Source organism: Pedobacter mendelii, from assembly GCF_014635725.1.
GTDB lineage: Bacteria > Bacteroidota > Bacteroidia > Sphingobacteriales > Sphingobacteriaceae > Pedobacter > Pedobacter mendelii.
Genome location: NZ_BMDJ01000002.1, coordinates 39120 through 61866 on the forward strand (window position 1 = coordinate 39120; position 22747 = coordinate 61866).

At 37.0% G+C, this 22747-nt stretch carries 20 protein-coding genes and 2 tRNA genes; 19 read left to right on the forward strand and 3 right to left on the reverse strand.

The features are described from left to right. Positions 1-4: 4 nt before the first annotated feature. Together IEV50_RS03680 and IEV50_RS03685 are read right to left on the reverse strand one after the other, a co-directional pair. Positions 5-730, reverse strand: coding sequence for a hemerythrin domain-containing protein (locus tag IEV50_RS03680; protein WP_123205232.1), 726 nt, complete (start codon positions 728-730; stop codon positions 5-7). Further along, positions 727-1158 carry a DoxX family protein gene (locus IEV50_RS03685; protein ID WP_123205231.1) on the reverse strand — a complete coding sequence of 144 codons (432 nt, stop codon included), beginning with the start codon at positions 1156-1158 and terminating at the stop codon, positions 727-729. The genes IEV50_RS03680 and IEV50_RS03685 overlap by 4 nt, the downstream gene beginning before the upstream one ends. Before the next feature lie 158 nt (positions 1159-1316). Between IEV50_RS03685 and IEV50_RS03690 the strand changes: the two genes are divergently transcribed. The 4 genes from IEV50_RS03690 (at position 1317) to IEV50_RS03705 (ending at position 7849) form a co-directional block, all read left to right on the forward strand. Continuing rightward, a complete protein-coding gene (locus tag IEV50_RS03690) occupies positions 1317-2144 on the forward strand; it encodes an AraC family transcriptional regulator (protein ID WP_123205230.1) in 828 nt (275 codons plus the stop codon). 90 nt (positions 2145-2234) lie between these two features. Next, entirely contained in the window at positions 2235-3611 is a 1377-nt protein-coding gene (locus IEV50_RS03695) for a TolC family protein (protein WP_123205229.1), read from the forward strand. A 7-nt stretch (positions 3612-3618) separates the two neighbouring features. Further along, complete coding sequence (locus IEV50_RS03700) at positions 3619-6747, forward strand: efflux RND transporter permease subunit (RefSeq protein WP_188411908.1); 3129 nt, start codon at positions 3619-3621, stop codon at positions 6745-6747. Positions 6748-6760: 13 nt separating this feature from the next. Beyond that, a complete protein-coding gene (locus IEV50_RS03705; RefSeq protein WP_188411909.1) occupies positions 6761-7849 on the forward strand; it encodes an efflux RND transporter periplasmic adaptor subunit in 1089 nt (362 codons plus the stop codon). Positions 7850-8044: 195 nt separating this feature from the next. Here the strand turns inward: IEV50_RS03705 and IEV50_RS03710 are convergent, their stop codons facing one another. After that, a complete protein-coding gene (locus IEV50_RS03710; protein ID WP_188411910.1) occupies positions 8045-8317 on the reverse strand; it encodes a hypothetical protein in 273 nt (90 codons plus the stop codon). A gap of 134 nt (positions 8318-8451) precedes the next feature. On the opposite strand from IEV50_RS03710, the gene IEV50_RS03715 reads away from it, so the two are divergent. The 15 genes from IEV50_RS03715 (at position 8452) to IEV50_RS03785 (ending at position 22705) form a co-directional block, all read left to right on the forward strand. Beyond that, the gene (locus IEV50_RS03715) at positions 8452-8991 is read left to right on the forward strand and encodes an RNA polymerase sigma factor (protein WP_188411911.1); all 540 of its coding nucleotides are present in this window, start codon (positions 8452-8454) and stop codon (positions 8989-8991) included. A gap of 113 nt (positions 8992-9104) precedes the next feature. Further along, positions 9105-10115, forward strand: a complete 1011-nt coding sequence (locus tag IEV50_RS03720; protein ID WP_188411912.1) for a FecR family protein — start codon at positions 9105-9107, stop codon at positions 10113-10115. Further along, entirely contained in the window at positions 10112-13384 is a 3273-nt protein-coding gene (locus IEV50_RS03725; protein ID WP_188411913.1) for a SusC/RagA family TonB-linked outer membrane protein, read from the forward strand. The genes IEV50_RS03720 and IEV50_RS03725 overlap by 4 nt, the downstream gene beginning before the upstream one ends. Before the next feature lie 11 nt (positions 13385-13395). Continuing rightward, entirely contained in the window at positions 13396-14832 is a 1437-nt protein-coding gene (locus IEV50_RS03730) for a RagB/SusD family nutrient uptake outer membrane protein (RefSeq protein ID WP_188411914.1), read from the forward strand. Positions 14833-14842: 10 nt separating this feature from the next. Continuing rightward, positions 14843-15454: a restriction endonuclease subunit S domain-containing protein gene (locus tag IEV50_RS03735; protein WP_188411915.1), complete on the forward strand. Its 612-nt coding sequence runs from the start codon at positions 14843-14845 to the stop codon at positions 15452-15454. Positions 15455-15458: 4 nt separating this feature from the next. Then, on the forward strand, positions 15459-16589 hold the full coding sequence (locus IEV50_RS03740; protein ID WP_188411916.1) for a cytochrome-c peroxidase: 1131 nt from the start codon (positions 15459-15461) through the stop codon (positions 16587-16589). A 435-nt stretch (positions 16590-17024) separates the two neighbouring features. Then, positions 17025-17097: transfer RNA gene (locus tag IEV50_RS03745), tRNA-Gly, on the forward strand. A 69-nt stretch (positions 17098-17166) separates the two neighbouring features. Next, positions 17167-17250: transfer RNA gene (locus IEV50_RS03750), tRNA-Leu, on the forward strand. 394 nt (positions 17251-17644) lie between these two features. Further along, the gene (locus IEV50_RS03755; protein ID WP_188411917.1) at positions 17645-18184 is read left to right on the forward strand and encodes a DoxX family membrane protein; all 540 of its coding nucleotides are present in this window, start codon (positions 17645-17647) and stop codon (positions 18182-18184) included. A 682-nt stretch (positions 18185-18866) separates the two neighbouring features. Further along, positions 18867-19514 carry a GTP cyclohydrolase I FolE gene (folE, locus tag IEV50_RS03760; RefSeq protein WP_188411918.1) on the forward strand — a complete coding sequence of 216 codons (648 nt, stop codon included), beginning with the start codon at positions 18867-18869 and terminating at the stop codon, positions 19512-19514. After that, positions 19511-20230 (forward strand): SDR family NAD(P)-dependent oxidoreductase, encoded by a 720-nt coding sequence (locus IEV50_RS03765; protein WP_188411919.1) that lies wholly within the window; start codon positions 19511-19513, stop codon positions 20228-20230. The genes folE and IEV50_RS03765 overlap by 4 nt, the downstream gene beginning before the upstream one ends. Positions 20231-20298: 68 nt before the next feature. Next, entirely contained in the window at positions 20299-20913 is a 615-nt protein-coding gene (locus IEV50_RS03770) for a MarR family winged helix-turn-helix transcriptional regulator (protein ID WP_188411920.1), read from the forward strand. Between the two features lie 115 nt (positions 20914-21028). Further along, positions 21029-21178 carry a DUF2256 domain-containing protein gene (locus IEV50_RS03775; RefSeq protein ID WP_188411921.1) on the forward strand — a complete coding sequence of 50 codons (150 nt, stop codon included), beginning with the start codon at positions 21029-21031 and terminating at the stop codon, positions 21176-21178. Between the two features lie 105 nt (positions 21179-21283). Then, complete coding sequence (locus tag IEV50_RS03780; protein WP_188411922.1) at positions 21284-21565, forward strand: TIGR03643 family protein; 282 nt, start codon at positions 21284-21286, stop codon at positions 21563-21565. Positions 21566-21568: 3 nt separating this feature from the next. Next, positions 21569-22705: an FAD-binding domain-containing protein gene (locus IEV50_RS03785; protein ID WP_188411923.1), complete on the forward strand. Its 1137-nt coding sequence runs from the start codon at positions 21569-21571 to the stop codon at positions 22703-22705. The last annotated feature ends 42 nt before the right edge of the window (positions 22706-22747 follow it).

The window sequence follows — 22747 nt, forward strand, 5'->3', positions numbered from 1 at the left end:
TGTATTATACCGTTGGCGTAAACTGGGCTAAATCATAAATACCTAATTGCTTTTCGATATCTGCTACTTTATTAACCATCGTATCAAAACCATCTTCACCAAAAATTTTATGTTCATTTTTCTCAAAATCTTCGCCCAAGCTGTCATATTCATGCTTTGAAACTATTTTCCTGAAAGCGGGAAACAAAACAGTGTCCTCTCTTGCTTCATGAGGACGGTACATTGTATTGAAATCACCGAGCAACTGTATCAGGTTTTGATTTTCGCCCGCTGATAGAGTTTTCGTTTTGCCTAACTGCATAATCTTACTGGTGATGTTACGTCCGGCATTATGTTGAGCAAGTAAAGTCTGAACCAAATCAGTTAACTGATTTGCTTTTTTAAATCTTGGGAAAAGATAATTCTCTTCCTGTTTTTCATGATAATCCTCTACAAAGGTTCTGATAATATTTGCCGAGTTATATAAGGCTTCTTTGGGAAATGATTTTTTATCTGTCAAATGTATCCTGCAAGTATCATAAATGAGTAGTACGCGGTTTAATAAACCATGTTCCTGCATCAGATCTTCGGGTGGGGAAACTTCTTTTTCTTCATCCCCTTTTTCTTTACATGCCGAAAGAATGGTTATTCCACCAACGCCTGTAATTGCTGCGATCTTTAAGGTCTTTTCAAGAAAATTACGCCTGTTGGAGTTACCATCTTTGGAAAATTCATTTTCTAATGTTTTCATAACTGATATTTTGATTTGTAGATTTTATAGTCCAAAGAATTAACGCCAGCTCCGTAAACAAGCAGATAGATCAGAAGAACTGTCACCAATAAATCTGTACGGTATTCATGAGCAAAAGACCAAAAGTCTTTCCCTATTAATATTGGCCATTTGGTTTCAATAAAGGCAACTGCCATAATGATGATCAATGGAATAACAGCCATACGTATCAATAAACCCAGTATAACAAGGGTGCCGCAAAGAATTTCAAAAGCCCCGGTAAAATGTGCCCAAAACTCAGGATTTTCAAATCCTATTTTGGCAAATCTTCCGGATCCAACTTCTTCGGGTCTTATAAATTTCTGAATACCTTCAGAAAGGAATATAAGGCCAACGAGCATACGCAATGCTCCAATAAAAATAGCTGACGTTTTGAAAATATTTTTCATGATGATGTATCGATAAATAAGGATTGATAAAATTATACCATAGTCACCTAAACGGGTGGTATATTTGCAATATATATGGTATTTAAAATAGCAATTAAACTAAAGACAAACTTTTTAGTCTCAGCAATGAATCAATATTGTAACATGAAGTATGTTTGATGAATAGCCCAATTAGTATTAAGAACAAAATACAGGATGATAAAGTTCTAAAAGCCTCTTCTTTTAAAAAAGAGGTCAGGGTTACAACGCCACATAAACATAACAGCTATTTTGAAATTATTTACCTTTCTAAAGGGAGCGGTTTTCATTACATAGATTCTCAGCGTTATGAGGTTGTTCCGAATAGTGTTTTTTTTGTCCGTAAAGAGCAAATTCATTATTGGGAGCTGGCTTCGGAACCTGAAGGCTATGTAGTAATTATCAAGAAAAGATTAATTGACCAAAGTATAGATAAGGAAATAAAATCACTGTTATACCAGTTAAGCAAGACCGCTGTATTACATATTAAACAAACCGGCTCCATCAACAAATTATTCGAAATACTGATCGATGAAGGTACGATAGAGGATAATTCTTCAAATGCCCTTATCGAAGGATTATTGAAGGCTTTACTGGCTAAAATTTTATCTGAAGGCGAGCATCCATATACAAATAACAGGATAATAGAAAAAGGCCTTTACCATAATTTTCGTGAGCTCCTGAGCCAGGAAAAAACTTTGAAAAATAGTGTAGCTTATTATGCGGGTAAGCTGAATACCTCGCCCCAAAATTTAAACCTGGCTTGTAAGAAAGAGATCAATTCATCCGCGTCAACTGTTTTATCAGAATTTATCATTAATGAAGCAAAACGTTTATTGATTTACACAGACAATACGGTAGCTGAGATTGCGTTTATCCTTAGCTTTAATGACCCCTCACATTTTATTAAATATTTCAAAAGATTTACTACTATTACCCCTCAAAATTATCGGGTAAATCTCTTTTAATACCACACTATTTTCAAATATACCGTAAGATTGGATTTTTACTGGCCTTCTTTACTGGAATATATAACCGCAATAATTTCAACTCATACAATGGCATCAGGAACCAGATATCTATGTACGCTCGGGATCGGCTTTTTAACTTTAATGGCATGTTCAATGAGTTACGCTCAAACGCAGTTAGCTATAAAAGATGTTTCCGCTTTGGTCAAGGACAATCTGCCCCGGTTAAATGCTGCCAGATCAGAAATTGAAGCCAGTAAAAATTTGATAGCTTTTGAAAAACGGAGTCTGATGCCCGACCTGACGGTTGCTTATCAGGCTAACCTGGCAACGTTCAATAATATCACAGGCATGAGCTATCCAAGTTTGATCATGCCTATAAGCGGCCCGCCATCCGTAAATAATGATATTAATTTGGTGCCGGGTTCTGCAGCCACCGCATTGCTGATGTGGAGGCCTGTTACTTTCGGACAGCGGGGCGCTGCTATCGAAAGAGCTACTGCACAATATAAATTAGCTAACGCTGATTACAATGAGCAGGCTTTTAAATATGAGTTTTTGGCAGTTAATGCCTACCTGGATGCCATTTATTTTAAACAGATCATAGTTGCCAATCAGGCAAATATAAACAGATATCAATCTAGCCTTGACCAATCATTGGAACTGGCGAAGAATGGGTTAAGACCAGGTATTGATACACTTCAGTTACAAAGCTCCATTGCCCAGGCAGCGATAGACCTCCTGCAAACCCAAAATAATTACAAACAAAAACTCATTGAGCTTTCCAGTCTAATAGGAAATACTGAAAGAGGTGGTAATCTGGTTCTTACGGACACCTCTTTTCAGGCGATGAACACAGCTATTGATACGGCGGTCAACATCTCCGGCCATCCCTATTACCAATCCGCTTCAGCACAAAAAGAGGTCACAGCATCGCTGCTTGACGAAGTAAAAAAAACATGGCGGCCAAAACTGGATTTTTGGGGCAATGTTTATGGCAGGGGATCAGGAATTGATGTGAATAACAACATCAACAAATCTGAAGGCTTTAATTTAAGCCGCAGTAATATAGGTGTTGGTGTTCAATTGAGTTTCCCTCTTCTTCAGTTTCATCAGTTAAGCAGTAAAAAGAAGCAATATCAGGAACTTTTAAAGGCAGATGAATTTAGAATGGGTCAGGTAAAACTTGATTTAAATAAACAGGCTGATATGGCGCTGCAAAAGTACCAATCTAATGTTGCGGTTTCAAAGAATACGGCAATCCGGTTGAAAAGTGCCCTGGCGGCATATAATAGTTTGAGGGTCAGTTATGACGCCGGCCTGGTAGATTTTACCCGGTTGACACAAGCACAATTTGAATTGCAGCAGGCAGAGATCAATGATACAAGTGCCAAATTAATTATTCAGCGTTCATTGCTGGATATAAGCGTGGCAAAGGGAGACCTAAATTTATTTTATAACAGATAACCAGAATATGAAACTTATTATATCCGCATTAAGGCATCCTATTACCGTTCTTGTTGCCGTTCTTGGTATCGCTTTTTTTTCTTACATCTCTATCAGAAACAGCAAAATAGACATTTTCCCAACTTTAGGCTTACCTACGGTGTATGTCGCCCAGCCCTATGGAGGGCTTTCTCCGGAGCAGATGGAGGGTTTTGTTACCTCCTATTACGAATACCACTTTTTGTATATCACGGGAGTAAAATACGTTGACTCCAAATCCATACAGGGTGCAGCCCTCATTAAAATTGAATTTAATGAGGGAACGGATATGGCACAAGCAATGGCAGAAGTGGTAGGTTATGTAAACCGTTCGAGGGCATTTATGCCGCCGGGCACGGTTCCCCCATTTATTACCCGCTTTGATGCAGGAAGCGTCCCGGTTGGCCAGTTGGTATTCAGTTCAGAAACCAAGTCGTTGGGCGAAATTTCAGATCTTGCCCTGTTTAAGGTAAGGCCAATGTTTTCAACCCTTCCGGGTGTATCTGCACCACCGCCTTTCGGCGGAAATAATAAAACGGTAATCATTAATGTGGATCCTGATAAAATACGTAATTACCAGTTATCGCCAGGGCAGGTGATGCAGTCCCTGGCCACTTCAAATACGATTTCTCCGGCGGGAAATGTACGCATCGGAGACAGTACTTATCTTACCCCGCAAAACAGCGTGATTGAAAACCTGCAGGATCTGGAAAACACCCCGTTACAAAAAGGAAGCGGCACATCGGTATACATAAAGGACATAGCCACAGTAAGTATTGGCTCGGATGTAACCACCAGCTATGCACTGGTGAATGGCAAGCGTTCAGTTTATATCCCGGTAACCAAGCGAGCTGATGCTTCCACCTGGGATGTAGTTAAACTGGTGAAAGCTTCGCTGCCGGATATGCAGGCCGCTATACCCGAAGACATTAAAGTTTCTTACGAGTTTGACCAGTCTGGCTATGTAATCAGTGCTTTAAAAAGCTTATTATTTGAAGGTGGCCTGGGTGCGATTTTAACGGGCTTAATGGTACTACTGTTTTTAGGAGACAGAAGAGGGGCTTTAATTGTAGTTATGACCATTCCCCTGGCCTTATTGTGCTCAGCTACGGTGCTGTACCTGTTCGGACAGACCATAAATATCATGACTTTGGGCGGACTCGCCCTATCAGTTGGAATTCTGGTTGATGAAGCTACGGTTACCATAGAAAACATACACCGGCATCTGGAAATGGGAAAAGATAAGCGGCAGGCCATAGCCGATGCTTGTAAAGAGATTGCAACGCCAAAATTATTGATCCTTCTAAGTATCCTGGCCGTATTTGTTCCTTCCCTATTTATGAATGGGGTACCAAGGGCGATGTTTATGCCGCTATCGTTGGCGGTGGGTTTTGCCATGATCGCCTCATTCTTCCTGTCCCAAACCTTCGTGCCTGTACTAAGCAACTGGATGATGAAAGGCCATCTTCCTCAATCAAGTTCAAATAACCGTTTTGAGCGGTTAAAAATAAGTTATACGGGAACTATTACCCGTATTTCCAAAAAAACCGGACTGATCACACTATTATTTTCTTTGGTATCCACTGGTTTTGTGATTATTTTCTTTCTTTCAATTGGTACCGAACTTTTTCCTGCTGTGGACACCGGACAAACCCAGGTACGGTTAAGGCTGCCGGTTGGAACAAGGCTGGAGCGGACAGAAGATGCCACAAGGAAATTATTGGAACTCTCTTCAAAAATAGCTGGTAAGGAAAATATAGAAATAACCTCTGCATTTGTCGGCACCCAACCATCCAGTTTCCCTGTAAATTATATTTATCTCTGGACAGGCGGCCCGCATGAAAGTGTTACCAAGATAAAATTGAATAAAGGATCCATTGGCATAGAAGATTTCAAAGAACAATTAAGGGCGCTGGTTAAAAAAGAACTGCCTAAAGCTGTAATTTCTTTTGAGCCCGGAGATATTGCCAGCCAGGTTTTAAATATGGGGACAACTAATCCAATAGAGATCGCCGTAGTGAACAAGAACCTGGAACAGGGAAAAGTTACAGCCAAAAAAATGGTTAGTGAATTATCCGCATTGCCCTATATGCGTGATGTACAGGTTGCAACACCGCTGGATTATCCCGCCATAAAAATAGATGTAGACAGGGTTAAGGCAGGGCAGCTTAATTTAACATCTGAACAGATCACACGGTCAATAGTAGCGGCAACCTCCAGTACGCGCTTCATGTCGCCAGGTTATTGGCTGGACAAAACAACAGGTACCGCCTATATTGTACAGGTTCAGTATCCAGAGTATAGGATGAATTCTACTTCGCAGATAGAGATGATACCTGTAGGCTCGGGGAATGGAACCAGCCATTTATTAAACGAAGTTGCATCCTGGAAAAAAATTGCCATGCCGGGAGAATATGACCGTTTAAATCAGCAAAGATATATCACGGTTACTGCAAACGTTCATGACAAAGACCTGGGATCTGCATTTAAGCAAACAGAAAAAATTGTCGAAAAAATGCGCTCAAGCTTACCTAAAGGCGCAAAAATACTGTTAAGAGGTCAGCCCGAATTGCTTTCACAAACATTGAGCAGTTTGCAGTTCGGGTTATTGGTGGCGATGGTGGTTATATTTTTACTAATGGCGGTGTTTTTCCAGTCCTTCCGTATTGCTACGGTGATGCTGGCAGTTATTCCTGCCGTAATTGCGGGAGCTTTATTGTTACTATTGTTAACAGGACAATCCATGAATATCCAGTCTTACATGGGAACAATTATGGCCGTAGGCGTGGCAATTGCCAATGCTGTACTGTTTGTGACCAATGCCGAAGTGCTAAGAAAAAATGGCAATACAGAAAACCCGCATTTGCTTTCAGCTGAGACACGTCTTCGCCCTATTCTAATGACAAGTATGGCAATGATTGCTGGGATGATCCCGATGGCTTTAGGTGGAGGGCAGATTGCACCGCTCGGCATAGCGGTGATAGGCGGATTAATTACTTCCACCATTAGTGTTCTGTTCTTTCTGCCAGCCGTATACCAATGGGCCGCCGGTAACAGAACTTATAAAGTTATATCGCTGGATCCCCAGGATCCTGAATTCAATTCTCAAAAAAATTAACTGAACACATAAGATGATCAAGTCAATATTTAAGCTATCAATAGTTATCCTATGCTTTAGTGCATGTACCCAAAAGAAATCTTCACAAAATAATGCTTCAGCTGAAGTTACAGACACTGTACCGGTGTTTATTTTAGCAAGCTCAGCTGTCAATAAATCCATTGAGCTTCCCGCCGAACTGTTACCATACGAAACAGCAGACCTGACCGCCAAGGTAGAAGGTTACATCAAAGATATCCGGGTAGATATTGGAGATAAGGTAAGACAAGGGCAGACCCTCGCTGTTATTGATGCACCGGAGGTGAGAACTAAATCTGCGGAATATCAGTCGGCACTCTCCTCTGCACATTCCAGGTATCAGTCCAGTAAGGATGTTTATGAACGCTTAAATCGAGCGTCACAGGCGAAAACGGCCGGTATTGTTGCACCTGTGGATCTGGAAAAAAGCCGTAACCAGAAACTGGCTGATAGTGCCGCCTATCAAAGTGCGAAAAGCTTGGCACAATCGTACAGGGAAGTGGCTGGTTACCTGGTTATCAAAGCTCCATTTAACGGAGTTGTTACCGCAAGGAATGCTGACCGGGGAGCTTTGGTTGGGCAAACTGCACCAATATTTACCGTGCAGAATACAAGCACATTAAGGTTAAGGGTAGCTGTTCCAGAACTGTATGTATCTGCCGGGACAGCTGATAAAGAGGTAAAATTCAGGGTTCAAAGCAATCCCAATAAAAGTTTTGCCGCACAGTTAGTTAGAAAGAGCGGTGCCATTGATCCAAAGAACAGGACGGAAACTTGGGAATATCGCTTCAACAATACTGATAATGAATTGAAGGCCGGAAGTTTTGCTTATGTAAAACTTAATCTTCAAAGGAACATTCCTTCTTTTGTTGTTAGCCCTGGTGCTATTGCTACCAACCAGGAAAGGAAATTTGTAATAACTGTTAAAAACGGCAAAACTGAATGGGTAGATGTAAGACAGGGAATGAGTACGGAAAAAGGAATTGAAATTTTTGGAGAGATACAAGATGGGGATACTTTAGTGGTAAGGGCTACGGATGAAAGAAAATCGGGAAGTGATGCCTATTGGAAAGTGAATCAATAACAGAAGTTTTTATATCATTATGAGCCTGATTTAACCAAAAAGGATTAGGTTACTTTAATATCTTTTTATGGCTTTTTGCGATAGTGGAATAAAATATTGCTACATCAAACCATTCTTTTACTTTGCGAAAGTAATATTTAGTTCTAATCAAAATGATTGGATATTCTTCCCATCGCCATTTATTAAAGTGTTGATCTAAGCGATTAAACGCATTAAAATTTCTAAATCTTCTATGAAATGATTGGAAATTTGTATCTTCGTGAGTACAGATGGGAATTGCCCCCATTTTTGAAAAGGGTTGCTCCAAAAAGAGCAACCCTTTTCTTTGAATTTTAATACGGTATGCTCAAATATTGGTTTTATAGAAAGTGTTCGAGATGCACCTTCCGAATAGATGATGTGATGTTTGAATACCTCGCGAATTAAAAAATGCTGATGTTCAAAAATTCCTAAAAATATAGAGGTCAATGCAAGTTTATTCTGATATGATTGTATCTTAGTCCATCCAAAACAAATTTCAGATTGAAAAGGGATTAACCATCCTACAATAAATCGACACACCCAGCGCTCCTTGATGTCGTTTTTAATTATTTGATTAACGAATGCAAAATACTATTTGGAAAGATATTCAGAATGGAGATGCCGAAGCTATGAAAATACTCTACCGAGAGTGCTATCAGGACTTGTATGCGTATGCGTTTAGAATTCTTTCTGATAAAGAAAAAATTAAAGACTGTCTTCATGAAATTTTCTGCGAACTCTGGGAAAACAGAAATAAAGTTGGAGATATTGAATACATAAAAGCTTATCTAAGAACATGTGTCCGCAATCGTATTTTTAAAGAAATTAAAGATAGCAGCCGAACCGAAAATATAGAAAACATTAATGAAGGACTTCAATATAGTGTGCTTTCTTATGAGCAATTGCTAATCGAATCTCAATTTTTAGAAAATAGAAGATTAAAAATATGGGATGCAGTTAACAAGCTAACCCCTACACAAAGAGAGATTATATCTCTTAAGTTTTATGAAAATCTAAGTTATCAGGCTATCTCCATCCAATTGAAATTAAAACCTAGAACAGTTTATAATCACGTATATGGAGCAATATGCAGCTTAAAAGGTGCTCTTAAAAATAAATAAAAGACATTTTGAAAAAAAAATAAAAAAATCTGGTAAAAAAGGCTTGTATTTTACTCTAGTAGAATATCATTAGCTAAAAACAATTTTTAATTTTTCTTTTAAAATTATTTCTCGTGAATTATAACCTATTTCAAGCCGAAGATTTTGCTGCAGATGAGTCTTTTATTGCCTATTATCTAAAAACAGAAGAATCGTCCATAAATTTCTGGGAAAATTGGATTAGTCGTCATCCCGAAAAAATTGATGAGATTTTTAATGCTGAACAAATATTAGCGCTAATGTATCTTCGATTACCGGAAGATGAGTTGCATTTTGAGGCAATCCGTTTTGATAACTTTTTAACTAGCAAAAAATCGGAAAAATTCCTAAGAAAAAAGGAATTCAATTTTAGCAAGTCTTTCATTTTGTTCAGTTCGGTAGCGATTCTTATGGCCTTATTTTTTGCTGTATTATATTTTTACCCTAATACTGAAACAATAACCTATGTAACCAAACATAATGGCTATGGAAAAATCTCTATTTTAGATTTAAGCGATGGAACGAAAATAACCCTGAATGCTAACAGCACCATTAAATTACCTAAAGTTTTTGGCAGTAAAAAAAGAGAAGTTTTTTTAATCGGTGAGGCATTTTTTGAAGTAAGTAAAGATAAATCAAGGCCATTTACTGTTAATGCCAATGGTACTAAAACAGTGGTTTTAGGTACAAAATTTAATGTTTCTGCCTATGGCACAAAACCCGATGTTAGCGTTGCATTAATTGAAGGTAGCATAGAAATTTCTGCAAATGCCGGTAGAGATAAAATGTTACTAAGACCATCCGAAATGGCTACATTTTTTACCAAAAACAAGACACTCATCCGCACCGGCTTTGATCAGCATGAAGTTACATCTTGGAGAACCGGCCAAATTATTTTTCGCAATGCCAACTTTAAAACTATTGCAGAAAAGCTAAAAAATAGCTATGGAATCAAACTCATAGATCAATCTAACATGAAAGACTGGAATTACTCTGGTGAGTTTGAAAAAGCAGATTATATTACCATCATAAAAAGCATCTGTTTTGCCGAAAATATCACTTATGAACAAACCAATCAAACTATAAAACTTAAACAAAAAAAATGAAGAAACTTTTATGCAAACATCTCTGTGTTATAGCCTGTTTCATGCTTTTTAATCTCGGTGCCTTTGCACAGCAAAAAGACCCAAGTAGCATAAACATAAAGGTTAATATACAAGAAAAACCTATTTCTGAATTACTGAAAATTATCGAAAAACAAACCATATATAAGTTTAGCTACGATCAAAATATTATTAATCTTAGTCAAAAAATATCACTAAAAGCAGAAGGGAGTTTAACTTCAATTTTAAATATTATCTCCGATCAACAAAATCTGGAGTTTGGAATAATCGGAAACTCAATTTCTATCAGAAAAGCGCCAAAAAAAGTAGACAAACCAACACGTAGTATAACTGGAACAGTAAGAGATAAAGAAACAGGAACACCAATACCAGGCGCAAATATTTTTGTAAAAGGAACTAAGCAAGGAGCTATTACGAATAATAACGGAGAATTTATTTATAGGGTAAACACCGATAAAATAGATAAAACAATATTGGTATTCAGTTTCTTGGGGATGAAAACTCAGGAAATTAACATAGGCAACCAGGTTTTCTTCAATATTAATTTAGAAACAGAGCCACTTGGAATGAATGAGGTTGTGGTAACAGGCTCTTATACCAAAGATAAACGACGCGAAGATGTAGTAGGAAGTATTTCTCAGGTTAATGCAGAGCGTCTTCAAACCAACCGACCAATAGAAAGCTTTGATAAAATGCTGGAAGGCTTAGTTGCAGGTGTACAGGTAGAAACCACTACAGAACTTAATACGCCAATTAAAATCAACATCCGAGGTCTTGGTTCGCTTCCCACAATTGGGGCATCAAGAACTACTTCCACACAACCATTGTTTGTAATAGATGGTGTACCCATGTACGAACAGCAACGCGGAGATGAGAGTATTAACTTTAACGGAGAAAGTTATCTTAATCCATTATCAAATGTTAATCCAGATGATATCAAAAGTATTTCCATTTTAAAAGATGCTACAGCATCAGCACTTTACGGTGCCAATGGTGCTAATGGCGTAATTATTATCACCACAAAAAACGGTAAAGCTGGTAAAACGGTCGTTAATCTAAGTGCCGATGCTGGTGTAGCTACTTTTATTAATCAATATAAATGGTTAAGCGGGCCACAATACTACAGTTTGCTAAGGGAGGCGTATATAAACGGTGGACGTAGTGCAACCGAGGCATCGCAGATTTCGGGTAGCAAAACTACCAATACCGATTGGTTTGACCTTACACAGCGAAACGCACTTTATCAAAATTATGGTTTAGAGGTATCTGGCGGAAGTGGAACAACTACTTTTCGTTTTTCCGGTGGCTACCGTAACCAACAATCTAGTACTTTAACCAACGATTTAAAGAAAATTTATGGCCGATTAAGAGTAGATCATGAGTTTAGCGATAAATTTAAAGTTGGTATTAACCTTAGTCCAACTTTTAGCAGAAGCAGTTCTTTATCTGATTATGGTGCCGTTACCTTACCTCCAAATTTAGAACCTTACACCAATGGCACTTTTACAGATTTTTTGGGCGTACCTAATCCCTTAGCAGTTTTTGAACAAAATGAAGATAGAGATAAAGGATTTGATTTTATAGGAAATATTAACGGCAGTTATAAAATCACCAATCACCTTTCAGTTTCTGGCACGCTGGGCGCAAATGTGTATCAAAACAAACAATTACAATACTACTCTGCACTTAACGCCACTGGTAGAACGGCCAATGGTAGATTGCAAATTTATGATAGAGTTTATAATAGTTATATTGGATTTGTACAAGCCACTTACGATCGTACTTTTAAACATCATTCATTTAACTTTTTAGTAGGTACGCAGGTTGAAAACAAGATAACTGACCTTTTAAGAGGTTCAGGAAACAATTTTACTTTCGATAGGCTACGCGTACTAAGCGCTGCAGGCACAACAACATCTGCCTCATCAAATTCTGAAAACGCTACCGTATCTTATTATTCTTCATTGGGATATGATTTTGCAAAGAAATACTACCTAAACTTAAATGCAAGAATTGATAAATCGTCTATTTTTGGTGGAGATAAGCAAGTGGCACTTAATGGTTCGGTTGGCGCAAGCTGGATTATTTCGAAAGAAAACTTTTTATTGGATAACAAGATACTTACTTTCTTAAAACTAAGAGTAACATACGGCTCTACCGGAAATTCCAGAATAGGAAACTATTCTGCAAAGGGATTATATAGTTTTGGCTCAGGCTCTTCTACAGTTTATAATGGTAATATCGTAGCCACTCCAGATGGTACTGCGGCACCTAACCCTGATTTAGGATGGGAAAAAAACTACAAATTTAACCTCGGATTAGATTTTAATCTCTTTGGAAAGGTTGATGTTATTGCAGAATACTATAACAATAGAATTACTGATTTAATATCAAGTTCGCTAGTGCCTTACGAAACTGGTTTTCAAAGCATTTCCGCCAATACCAGTACAACAAGAAACAGAGGTTTCGAATTAACGATTAGTAGCCAAATTGTGACCGATAAAAACTTTAGCTGGAATTTAGCCTATAATTTTGGAGCCAACAAAAACAAGCTGATTTCATACAATAAAGGTACTGGGGCAACATACAGTTCTGCCGACGATGCTGCTGCACTCCGCGAAGGGAATAGTACCAGCGCAATATATGGTTACCAATGGGCAGGTGTAGATCCTCAAACCGGTATGGAAATGTTTTACGGTATCAATGGAAAATTAAGCACCGCCTCAGAAATTAATGCACTTCCAATATCTTCAACTTCAGTTCTAGGAGATCGTTTACCTCAATTTCAAGGTGGATTAATTAATTCTTTTAATGTATACCGATTTAATTTCTCTTTCAACATATTATACAGTTACGGGGAAGATAAATTGATTTATTACATTAATGAAGCAGATGGAAGAAACTTACAAAACCGCAACCAAAGCGTTAATTTAGTCGATAGATGGCAAAAGCCAGGCGATATAACTGATATTCCTCAACTGCTCATCAACAGAAATATAGTATCTAACTCCTCACGCTACATTTACGATGTGAGCTACCTGAAACTATCTAATGTATCGCTTAACTACAAATTCGAGGAGAAAACATTAAGTAGACTTCATCTTCAAAACCTGTCGATTTTTGTAAATGCTACAAATCTATTTTACGTGTACAAAGATGCAGGTACAAAAGGCAGAAATGGAATTGCTGAAATGAGGTTTACCACACCAGAAACGAGTGCATTTACCGCAGGTATAAGAATTGGCTTATAAGATATTAGAATATGAAAAGATTAAACTCAACAATATTTCTGTTCATGATTGTATTCATGTTCAGTTCTTGCGAAAAAATTTTAGACAAAGAACCAACGGATAGGATTTCGATAGCCGATCTTTTTAAAGATACGCAAGGTGCAAAAACAGCTTTGGCAGGCGCTTATCACGATCTTTTAAGTGAAGATCATTATCTAAAAAACAGTATGGTCTATCCCGATCTTTTGGGAGGAAACATTAAATACAGTAAAACCGTTAATAACCGACTGGAAGATATTTATAATGCTAGTCAAACGCCACTTTTATCTTCAATGAGTGCTACTTATGCAAGTTTATATGCCGAATTGAATAACGTAAACAACATTATTTCTTATACCACAACCGCTACAGGATCTGATTTGGATAAGGCTAAAATAATTGCGGAAGCAAAATGTTTAAGAGCACTTATACATTTCGATTTGGTTCGGGCATTCGCAAAACCCTTTAGCGCAACTACGGATGGATCTCATACCGGAATTGTGGTAAACTTGAAACCACAACTATATGGAGATCCGGCACCAGTTAGAGTTTCTGTAGCTCAAACCTACCAAGCCATCGTAAACGATTTATTGGATGCCATAAATACCTTCGATAACAACAACGGTGGTATTTTAAGTGGTGGTTACAAGCAAAATTATTTCACAAAAGCTTCCGCTCAAGCACTTTTAGCCAAAGTTTACTTAAATACAAATAATTGGGATAAGGCGTTTAGCACTGCCGATGAATTAATAAAAAGTAATCAATACAGCCTAATTAGCAACGTAAATTATGTTGCCAGTTGGACCGGACGTGTACCTTCAAGCGAATCGATTTTTGAAATTGCTATTGAAACCGCATTCTCTAGTACTGGGCTGGGTGGTTATTACGATATTACCAACACAACTTACAGGCAGTATGCAGCAACAGCCGACATCACTTCTTTGTATTCAGCAACAGATGTAAGAAGAACTGCAACCATGTTTAATAGCATCGTAATAAGCGGAACAACCTATTTTTTTACAAAGAAATATGCAAATGGCTCAACCAACCAAACGCCAATTAAAGTACTTAGATTATCAGAATTATATCTAATCAGGGCTGAGGCAGCTGTTGAAAAAGCTACACCCGATTTCACCATTGCAAATGCTGATTTGAATTTGATTAGAAAACGTGGAGATGCCTCTGCAACCACTTTAAACAGCACAATTAAATCAGATTTGGTAGACGCTATTTTACTAGAGCGAAGAAAAGAGTTAGCCTTTGAAGGAAACTTATTGTTTGATCTTGCTCGCCGTAAAAAAAATATTGTAAGAACTGATTGCAATGCTGTTTCCTGCAATATCAATGCTGATGATTTTAGATTGGTTATGCCTTTGCCAGCAAATACCGTCATTGCAAATTCTTCAATTGTTCAAAATCAAGGTTATTAATTTATAATACATGAAAAAGCTATTCATTTTCTTAACGGCAATTGTTCTTGCAACCGGATGTAAAAAAGATCAACCACAAGATAAAGCAGATCTTTATCCAGATCAACCTGCAAGCATCCCATCATCAAGTGCGATGGCAACTTTTCAGTCAAATGTTGCATTTTACCAAATGTTTGTTTATCGTTTCGATCCAGTTAGTAATGCCTGGACAAATAGAATTGCTAGTCACTTTTCTACCACTTCTGCTACAGACCCTACCTTTTTAGGCTTTACCAATCCAAATGTTCCCGATAGCGGCGTACCCATGTTTGATATGGTAAGGTTATATTCCACGCAAACTGGCACAACAAATATTAGAACAGTTAAGATAAATGTTGATCAGGTACTCCAATTTCTTCCAGATTACATTGGAGCAAAAACAGGTGTTGTAAAAGTTAAAACACAGGATGTTGTATTAACCAAAGCCGATGCAAGTACATTTAAAATCGGAATAAGTGGTTCAGGAACATATAGCGAGGTTACAAAAATTATAGACCTTTCCATCACTTTTAATGAAGCTGCAATTGGCGGCACAACTAAAACATTTGCTTACAAATTGAGTCCTACAGCCATAGCTTTATAAAAGAATGAAAAGAATTACCATAATTTTTTCTGTGTTAATCGCATTTATTATTACAACAGCGTTTTTGCAGGATAAAGAATATACCATTGCTCAACTTAGAGAAATTTATAGTAGTGATGTATCTAAATGGCCAAAACCAAACTTAGATAATGAGGCAAAACCAGACTTTAAAGATATTGGTTACCTTGGTCGTCCGGTTTATCCAGCAAACAACCCCTACTCCGCTGAAAAAGAAAAACTGGGAAAACTACTTTTCTTTGATCCACGAATGTCAGTTTCTAAGCAGATTGCCTGTGCATCTTGTCACGATCCGGAGTTGGGCTGGGGCGATGGCAAACGAGTAGCTTACGGCCATGACCGCCAAAATGGGAAAAGAAATGCCATGACGATTTTAAATACAGCTTTTTATCAAAAACTATTTTGGGATGGAAGAGCTACAAGCTTAGAACATCAGTCGGGTTTCCCGGTAAAAGATCACGTAGAAATGAATCAAGATTTATCTTTAATGGTAGAAAACATCAGTAAAATTGATGGCTATAAACCGTTATTTGCAAGTGCATTTGGTTCAGAAAACGTTAATTTAGATCGGATTCAGCAAGCAATAGCTACTTTTGAACGTGGAATTGTGAGCACTAATAGTAGATTTGATGCTTTTGTAAAAGGAAACAAGGCTATTTTAAAAGACGAAGAAGTTTTGGGCTTACACTTGTTTAGAACAAAAGCACGCTGTATTAATTGCCATAACACGTCATTATTTAGCGATAACAAATTTCATAATGATGGACAGGCTTTATTAGGTTCTAAGTTTGAAGATCTGGGTTTGTATAACGTGACTAAAAAATTAAAAGATGTAGGTGCTTTTAGAACGCCATCTTTAAGAGAAACTAACATTACAGGCCCTTGGATGCATCACGGTAATTTTCCATCGCTAAAAGATGTAATAGAATTTTACAATCTTGGTAATCCAATAGCCGAACAAAGGGCACTGAAAGTTCCTGATTCTCTGAAAACACCAAAATCGGCTATGCTACAAAAATTAAATCTTACCTTGCCTGAGCAGAATGCGTTGGAAGCTTTCTTAAAATCTATAAGCACAAGGGTAAATAAAATAAATCCACCCATACTTCCAAAATAATGTAATAAATATAACTATCTATGAAATAATTATTTAAGAATTAGCTTGTAGATAGTTTGTCCTTTGATGGCATCAAAAAACTTAGAGCCTGTTTAAATTTATATTGTGAAAATGTTTATCGCTTATTTTTTGAGCGAAACAAGGCAAATGTTGCAGAGATAGCCAACCCATCTCGAAATATTTAACGATGTTACAGCCATTAAGAAGCATAAACAAATTATTAGATAAATTTTAAATAGGCTCTTATTATATCACAAAAGTTGTTTCAGAAAGAACCCCAGCTCCAATAACCAGATTTAAGCGATGCTTTCTTTGTTTTTACAGTAGCCATGTGCTAAAACCGTCTTAAAAAAAATTTTAAAATAATCTTTGAAACAAAATCTTAATTTTCTATATTTGCAACCCCAAAGGGAATACAGCGATTGTATTAATAATGCGAAAGTAGCTCAGTTGGTAGAGCACGACCTTGCCAAGGTCGGGGTCGCGAGTTCGAATCTCGTCTTTCGCTCTAAATGCCTTTCCTACCGAAAGGCATTTATTTTAAACATTAATCTACCGATAATTCGGGTAGACTGATGCTCGGGTGGTGGAACTGGTAGACACGCAGGACTTAAAATCCTGTGCTTTCAAAGGCGTGCGGGTTCGATTCCCGCCCCGAGTACGAATGGGAATTGTACCCATTTTTGAAGAGGGTTGTTCCAAAAAGAGCAACCCTTTTTCTTTGAAATTCAAGACGTTATAGGATAAACCGCCGTCAATTGACTCATCTCACCAAAAATATTTTACTCATAACACCCTTTTATTTAAGAGCTTACAAATTATTGAAAATTGGCGCAACCAGGTCAAAATAATTGGTTTGTTCAATAAGCTACAGATAGTGTTTTCTTTAAATTCAAATACATGTTGCATTCACTATGATATTTTACTTAATAATCTGTACTGTCTTACCAATTTTAAGACTCAATATAATAAGTGGGATTAATCTAAATTACAACAATTGGGACTAAACCGCCTTGATACCCTATTCGTATGTCTATTATATCAAACCTAAGGATATGCTGGGCATCAAAAGACTATCGGAAAAGAGAATAATTGCTTGGAAGGCAAGAAATGGGATGAATATACTTCGCATTTGCTTGGGCATCATCTTCATCTGGTTTGGCTTTCTCAAGTTCTTTCCTGGGGCAAGTTCTGCCGAAGAGATCGCAGGAAGAACAATCCTTAAGCTAAGCTTAGGTTGGGTTAAGCCAGAAGTGTCAATGCCAGTTTTGGCGGTATGGGAATGCGTTATTGGTCTTGGACTAATTTCCAAAGCCTGGCTGAGGCTGACACTAATTCTACTCTATCTTCAGATGGCTGGAACATTTCTTCCCCTATTATTCTTTCCACACGAAACCTTCAATCATTCATTATTCGTACCAACCCTTTTGGGTCAATATATCATAAAAAACTTTGTGCTGATATCCAGCGGGATCGTCATTGGCGCTACCCTAAAAGGCGGGAAGTTAGTCTCCTCACCCTTAGTGGCAGAAAAAAGCATTAAACGGGAAAAGCGATTTGGTCGCATCAGGCGTATTTTAAGACTGGGAGCCTAATTAAAAATTAATTCAAGCCTTTGTAAGCAACAACCAGTAGGATATCTTGTTATCAAATATCTAACAAAACTAATTAGTTTTCTTCCTAGCTAACCCTACATACATGAGGGTTAGCTTACCATCGGTTTAAGGTTTTAGGGCTTCAGAGCTGCCGAGACCTAGAACTTAACCATCTTTATTCCATAAATAAAAAAATAACTGTAAATTCTTGAAATACAATTCAAAATACCTTTAAATCAATAAATTACTTGAAATTTAATCTGTTTAAAAAACTGCCTCTTTTTAATTTATGCGTAAATGTCTACATAACAAAATAATAACCATGATAAAAATCTTCTAATCTGCACTTGCCATAGTGGCTATCCGTTTTGCATCAAATACATACATAAAGGCATAGTATAAAATGTTTGGATAAAAAATGGACGGAACGAAAATGGTAGGTATTTTGCGCTTCCCAAATTCAGACCAGTTAAAAGTAGAATTCTAAATCAAGTTTAATGGTAATTTTATTAAGAGCTTATATTCTGAATATATTTTAATAAGATCCTAAAAAAAGAATTGTTGTACTCTTCCTGTGTCATTACACTTTCAAATTAATACAATTTAAATGCAGATTAACCTATTTAGTATATTAATAAACTTTAATATCATAAATTAGTATAAAAATATACTAAATACATATATGCCAGAACACAACCTAGCAGATTACGAGATTGATGCTGAAAACTTTAGAACGCCTTTAAAGTCAAATGCATTCGAAATGGATGATGAAAGCAAGATATCGCTAATATCCGATCATTTTACAAGCATACTTAATATTCTAGGACTTGACCTGACTGATGACAGTTTGAAAGGCACCCCGGATAGAATTGCAAAAATGTATGTAAAGGAAATATTTAGTGGCTTAAATCCAGCAAACAAGCCCGTCCCTACTCTTTTCGATAACCATTATCGTTATAGCGAAATGTTGGTTGAAAAGAATATAGCAGTTTTTAGTAATTGCGAACATCACTTTGTTCCAATTACAGGAAAAGCACATGTAGCCTACATAAGTAAGGGAAAAGTAATTGGCTTATCAAAACTTAACCGCATAGTTCAATATTACTCAAGAAGACCCCAGGTACAAGAAAGGCTTACTATTCAGATTGCGGAAGAAATTAAGCGGGTAATGGAAACAGATGATGTAGCGGTAATGATTGATGCCAACCACCACTGTGTTTCTTCCCGTGGTATTCAGGATATAGGCAGCTCTACGATAACTACATCATTTAGCGGGAAATTTAAGAATGTAGATACTAGAAACGAATTTTTAAGATATATAGGGCAATGAGATTCCAAAATAAAAATATTCTTGTAATTGGAGGCAGTTCGGGCATAGGCCTCGATCTTATACAATTACTAAGTAAGGAAGGTGCTAATGTTTTTACCGCGTCAAGAACTAGTTCAGATAACTGGCCAGCATCCGTAAACTATCTGGAGATTAATGTTATGGAAAACACCGAAAGTTTGTCTTCTTTTGTACCGGATGAACTACACGGCATTGTATATAGCGTTGGAAACATTAACTTAAAACCGTTTTCAAGAGTTAGTGAAAGCGACTTTATAGATGATTTCCGATTAAATGTTGTTGGCGCAGCGCTATCTATACAGCAAACACTAAAATCATTAAAGAATGCGACATCAGCATCAGTTGTGCTAATCAGCTCTGTTGCGGCGAAAACAGGTATGGGCTTTCACGCTAGCATTGCGGCTTCTAAAGCTGCACTCGAAGGACTTGCCATATCGCTTGCGGCCGAACTAAGCAGCAATCAAATCAGGGTTAATGTAGTTGCGCCATCTCTTACCAATACTCCACTTGCTTCAAAACTACTCAATACCCCAGATAAAATGGAAGCATCGGCAAAGAGACATCCACTTGGAAAATATGGTGAGCCAAAAGATATAAGCGCTGCTATAGCATTTCTACTATCTGACGAAAGCAGTTGGATAACTGGGCAAGTTATACCTGTAGATGGTGGCATGGGTAATTTAAGGACAAATCTATAGCCATAATATTTCATATACAACAATGGCAAAACCTAAATTAATTGATCTAAAAATAAAACCCAATAACCATGCTGTATAACCTAATCAATGAACTTGTGACATTGGTAAAAACATACGAAAATAGTTCAGAGCACCCAACTGAAGATATCTTTGATTTCCAAAATTGGCTTAATGGGCATATCAAAAGTGATTTAAAAAAATCAGTTAAAGAACCAAATTGGGAGGGCAAAGCAAATGGACGCTCTGCAGATAGTGTGATCAATACTTCATTGGTTCATTTATACAGGTACTCCAAAATACATTCTAAGGCTGCAATTGCCGATACTATGTTCTCTACACCAGATGAATTTATATACTTAATTAATCTGGTCTCTGGCGGCAGTATGAGCAAAACGGCACTCATTAAACAGAATATCCACGAAAAACCAGTCGGCACCTTAATTATCAATAGACTACTTTCCAAAGGGCTGATAGAGCAGCAATCTGTTGATAGCGATAAAAGGAGCAAAATTATACACATAACACCAAAGGGATTACAACACCTAAAGGAAAATATGGAGAACATAAAACTTGCCTCAGCCAATGTTACCGAGCCACTTTCTTATGTAGAAAAGATGGAATTAATTACCTTAATGCTTAAGCTTGAGGATTTTCACGCTGTACAATCTGCCGGAAAGTTTTAGCAAATCTGAAAAAATTAAATCAAATTAAAGATAAAAAACGGTCAGTATTTTAATTTAGAACTGATTAATCCATCAGCCTAAAATTTTTAAATTAGGTATCTGAATTTCAGTAAAAATGAAAACAGAAAAAAAAGAAAACTTTCCATCAAAAATCTGCATGGTTTGCAACAGACCTTTTAATTGGCGAAAAAAATGGGCTAAAGTTTGGATTGATGTAAAATACTGTAGTGATAAATGCAGAAAAAACAGCAAATCAAAACAGTAGACATATTAACGCTAAAAAATAATTTCTTATTAATTTAAAATGAAACAGCTATTCACTGATACAGGATTAATAATCCTTGACAGCCAGAAATTAACCTAAAAAACTATGAATGAAAGAATATTATCAATAATCGAAATTGATAGGGTTATAGAAATGGCCTGGGAAGACCGTACAACATTTGAAGCTATCGAAATGCAGTTTGGATTAAAACATACAGAAGTGATTGCACTTATGCGCAGAGAGATGAAGGCCAGCAGTTTTAAAATGTGGAGAAAAAGAACCGGAAAAAGGCTTACAAAACACGCTGCATTGAGAAATATAAATGTAACCCGATTTAAGAGTGCACAGCAAAGAACCATAACCAGTAATAAGATTTCTAAACGATAGGTAATGCCGGAAATTGAATTTGCTACAGATTACGGTTTAATATTAGAACGGATAAAGCATGTTGACCCGCTACTGTATTCCAGAACCAGGAATTTTATAGGTGGCGCAGTTAGTTACCTGTCGCCCTATATTTCAAGAGGTGTTATAAGCTTAAAACAGGTTCAGCAAGAAGCACTTAGCAAAGGCTATGCTCCAGAAAAAATAGAAAAATTTTTGCAGGAATTGGCTTGGCGAGAATATTACCAGCGACTGTGGGAGGTAAAAAAAGATGATATCTGGCAGGATTTAAAACAAGTGCAACCAGATGTGCTACACCATGATCTGGTTAAAGCTATAGTAAATGCAAATACAGGCATAACAACTATCGATAACCAAATAAAAAGACTATATGATTTAGGATATATGCACAATCATACCAGAATGTATGTAGCCTCAATTGCATGCAATATCGCAAAAACGCATTGGCTTAAATCGTCCAAATGGCTGTATTATCATTTATTAGATGGAGATATAGCAAGCAATAACTGCAGCTGGCAATGGGTTGCAGGTGCTTTTTCATCTAAAAAATATTACTGCAACCAAGAGAATATTAACCGATATACAGAAACAGAGCAACGAAATACATTTATGGATAGGCCTTACGAAGAAATAAACCAAATGCAGGTTCCTGATGAGCTTATAGAAAGAATCAATTTACCATTAAAAACAGTTTTGCCCACAACCTCACTACCTATTATTGATATAACACGACCAACGATAATTTATAATAGCTATAACATGGATCCTGAATGGAGAAAAAACGAAAATGTGAACCGAATTCTCTTGTTAGAGCCTTCTCATTTCTACAGTTATCCGGTTAGCGAAAAAGTAATTAATTTTATTATCGCTCTTGCTAAAAACATACCTGATATCCAGATTTACAATGGAGAAATTTCTGCAATAAAATCCTTGTATAATCAAAGCAATCTCTCTTTAAGCGAAGCATTTATTTCCAAAGAACATGTTGCTTTTGGGCATTACCCTGGTATAAAGGATAGCTACGATTGGATGTTTCCTGAAGTTGTAGGAGAATATTCTTCATTTTTTAGTTACTGGAAACGCTGTAGTAAGTTCCTTCAAGAATATAACCTACAAGCATAATTTTTCGTAAAAACGCTTTCATAAAACAATAATTTAATTGAA